The organism is uncultured Campylobacter sp. (assembly GCF_937997465.1).
Classification (GTDB): Bacteria; Campylobacterota; Campylobacteria; order Campylobacterales; family Campylobacteraceae; genus Campylobacter_A.
Genome location: NZ_CALKTQ010000025.1, coordinates 1 through 3,145 on the forward strand (window position 1 = coordinate 1; position 3,145 = coordinate 3,145).

General features: G+C 50.9%; 4 protein-coding genes and 1 pseudogene. All 5 read right to left on the reverse strand.

Annotated features, from left to right (window positions below; all coding sequences use genetic code 11):
- Nucleotides 1-598: pseudogene (locus tag Q0546_RS00660) on the reverse strand (beta-aspartyl-peptidase); the annotation flags it as partial.
- Between the two features lie 193 nt (nucleotides 599-791).
- The gene (locus tag Q0546_RS00665; protein ID WP_298789597.1) at nucleotides 792-1,007 is read right to left on the reverse strand and encodes an acetyltransferase; all 216 of its coding nucleotides are present in this window, start codon (nucleotides 1,005-1,007) and stop codon (nucleotides 792-794) included.
- A 103-nt stretch (nucleotides 1,008-1,110) separates the two neighbouring features.
- Complete coding sequence (locus Q0546_RS00670; RefSeq protein WP_298789599.1) at nucleotides 1,111-1,680, reverse strand: tetratricopeptide repeat protein; 570 nt, start codon at nucleotides 1,678-1,680, stop codon at nucleotides 1,111-1,113.
- Between the two features lie 121 nt (nucleotides 1,681-1,801).
- The gene (locus Q0546_RS00675; RefSeq protein WP_298789601.1) at nucleotides 1,802-2,524 is read right to left on the reverse strand and encodes a polyphenol oxidase family protein; all 723 of its coding nucleotides are present in this window, start codon (nucleotides 2,522-2,524) and stop codon (nucleotides 1,802-1,804) included.
- Nucleotides 2,525-2,549: 25 nt separating this feature from the next.
- Nucleotides 2,550-3,131: a riboflavin synthase gene (ribE, locus tag Q0546_RS00680; protein WP_298789603.1), complete on the reverse strand. Its 582-nt coding sequence runs from the start codon at nucleotides 3,129-3,131 to the stop codon at nucleotides 2,550-2,552.
- Nucleotides 3,132-3,145: the final 14 nt, after the last annotated feature.

The following is a 3,145-nucleotide window of genomic DNA, read 5'->3' on the forward strand; positions in this document are numbered from 1 at the left end:
ATTTATCCGCGAGACCGCCCATATGCATATGCAGCACGCCGCCTTTTTTCGAGATCATGCCGCCGATGCGTATCTGCGTAAGGGTCTTGATGAGCTCCTGAGAGGTCGGGTAGCTGCCGCGGTTGTCGCTCATTGCGATCTTACAGCCGATGACCTTGTCGATGAGCACCAGATCGCGCGTGACGGAACCAGTAAATGTAACGCTAGGTAGGGCGTAAGAGCCTGTATGGATGAAGGTCGAGATGCCCTCGTACTCGAGCGCCTTGGCCTTTGAGTAGAGATTTTCGAGACTCCTCGTGCACCCGTCGGTACCCAGCGTGCCTACGACCGTCGTCGTGCCGTAGCGGATGATTTGCGACAATGTTATTTCGGGCGTTCGCGAATGATAACCAGCCTCGCCGCCGCCGCCCGTGATGTGCACGTGCTGATCGATGAGTCCGGGTGCTAAAATTTTGCCCTCTAGGTCATAAACCTCAAGCCCATCGACTCGAAAATCAAGCCCCTTAGAAACGGCTAAAATTTTACCTCCACCCACCAAAACGTCGCTCCTGCCGACGTGCTCGGGCGCGTATAGATCGGCATTTTTAAGTAACAGCATATTTTCTCCTTTGCTTTGGATTTTTTTATTGTAAATTTTACGTTTTCTGGCTTATTTTCATTGCGATGTCACGCCGTCATTTTACATCAAATTTGATAAAAACCAGATATTTCAGTTTTTATTGGAGAAGCAGTGGTTTGAGCGATGCTTGGTTTTATTTTTGTAGATTTAGCTGGAGGTCAAATTTAGCCGGCTATCCGCTTAGCTGCACGCTCTCTTCTATTTTCATTAGCCCCGTAAATACGCGCCTGGCAACCTCTTTTTGCTCGTCCGAGATTTCGATTTTTTTCTCGTTTAAAAGCAAATTTACGAGCTGCTCGTTTTGCAGCGTCTGGACGTCAAATTTTCTCGCATTTGCGGCGATTTTTGCCGCGAGAGGATTTTTTGATTTAAAATTTTCGTATGGCATTTTTCTCGATTTTTAGTGAAATTTTGGCTCAAATTTAAACTCGGCGCGCACCTTGCAAGACGCAAAACACGTAGCCGAGTTAAATTTTAGCCGCTAGCCTGGCTTAACGCTTTAAAATTTTAGCGTTTTCGCAGCCAACCTCTAGCCCCATCTTGCACGCTTTTTCGTAAAATTTAACCGCGGCTTTGACGTCCGCACTTACGCCCATGCCGCGCTCGCTCATGTATCCAGCTTCGTTGCAGCCTTTGGCTAGGCCCAGCTCGCATGCGTTTTTATAGAGCTCGTACGCCCGCGCTTCGTCTTTTGCTGCGCCCACGCCCGTCTGATGAGCGTACGCTAATGCGTAGCAGCCCAGCTTATCACCCATTTTGCACGCTCGCTCGTAAAATTTAGCCGCCGCCCCAGGCTGCTTTGCTGCGACTTTTCCGCTAGCGATCATCGCGCCCATATCGTAACATGCCCGCGCGTGTCCGCTCTCGCAAGCTAGATTAAACAGTCTCGCCGCCTCGCTAAAATCCGAGACTCGGTACATCGCTAGCGCGTCTTCAAACTGTTTGTTTGCCAAATTTGTAGGCGCGCTCGCAGGGGCAGTTGCCATCTCGTTTGAGGATCTTGTTTGCGCCGCAAAAAGCGCGCTCGCCGCAACAATCAAACAAAGTAAAATTTTTTTCATTTGTGCTCCTTTTTATGAGGTATCATTTTAAATTTTAGCCCTTTTTAATAAACATAAATGAAATTTTAACTAAACTCGCCTGACTACGCGCTCGTCTACGCTCAATTTAGGCCGTATACTGCTATTTTGGCAAGATTTTATTCATCGCAAAACCGCAAAATCGCCCCGTGACGCCATCTCTGCGGTAAGAAAACAGCTCCCTCGTCTCAAACGTACAGCGCGGATCAAACTCCGCTCGCCCTACGCCAAGCTGCGCAAATTCGTCCCGCAGCGCAGCCTCCATATCAAATTTGCAGCCATTTTTATAGCGGTTAAACGCGCCCAGATCAAGCTCGCCCACCTCGTAGTTTCGCGCCTTGATATTTGCACCGACAAACACGCGCAGATCGCCAGCCTCGCAGCTAAACTCGCTCGCCATCAAATTTATCGCGTTCGTGCAAATTTTACCCGTTACGCCCGCCCTGCCCGCATGCACTGCAGCAACCACGCCGTGCCGCTCATCTGCGATCAAAACGGGCGAACAGTCGGCAACCAAAACGCAAAGCGCAATGCCTCTAAGCGCGGTTATCACGCCGTCGCAAGGCGGTAGCTCATCATCAATATTTCGCAAAATTTCCACGCGATTTGAGTGAATTTGGTTCATAAATTTTAGATTGCTAGGCGCTACGCCGATTTGTTCGGCTAGGATTTCGCGATTTTTAGCGACGTTTGCAGGCAGGTCGCCGACGTGATCGCCTAAATTTAAACCCTCGTATGCGCCGCCGCTTACTCCGCCAAATCGCGTCGTAAAGCCAAGCTTCAAGCGCTCGCTTTCAAAAACTACATCTAAAATTTCCCGCTTCATTTCCGTCAAATTTAACCCGCCTAGCCTAATAAAGGCTCGCGATGTGCTGCGACTCGTCCCAGCTGATCTCGCTTTTGCCACCGTTTACGCCGCCTAAAACGCCGACAAACTCCAGCTGCCTAACCACGTAGCGCGCGAGCAAGTCGCTCTCCACGTTTACGCGGCGTCCCGGCTCAAACTCGCCAAACAAGCTCTCGCGAAAGGTGATCGGGATGATCGTGAGGCGCACGCCTGCGGGCAAAACTTCGTTGATCGTGAGGCTCACGCCATCGACCGCGATACTGCCTTTGTTTGCCATCAGCGGCATAACGCTAGAGGGCAAATTTATATAAAAATCGACCCCGTTTTCACGCCGCTCAATACGCGCTACCTCGCCGATAGCGTCTATGTGGCCTTGTAGCAGGTGCCCATCCACGCGGTCTGCTAGCCGCATCGCAGGCTCGATATGTACGCGTCCGCGCAAGTTTTCCGTCGCGATGTGCGCCCTAGTCTCGGCGCTAAGCTCCACGCTAAAGCCATCTGCGTGCAGCTGCGTCACGCTAAGACAAGCGCCGTTTACAGCGACGCTATCGCCTAAATTCGGGCGATATGAGGCTTTTAGTCGCAGGGTGTTTTGCGAAT

What these genes read in the sequence shown, in the direction of transcription:
- Q0546_RS00665 (WP_298789597.1), bottom strand. Translation starts at nt 1,007, where the DNA reads ATGCCATACGAAAATTTTAAATCAAAAAATCCTCTCGCGGCAAAAATC.
- Q0546_RS00670 (WP_298789599.1), bottom strand. Translation starts at nt 1,680, where the DNA reads ATGAAAAAAATTTTACTTTGTTTGATTGTTGCGGCGAGCGCGCTTTTT.
- Q0546_RS00675 (WP_298789601.1), bottom strand. Translation starts at nt 2,524, where the DNA reads ATGAAGCGGGAAATTTTAGATGTAGTTTTTGAAAGCGAGCGCTTGAAG.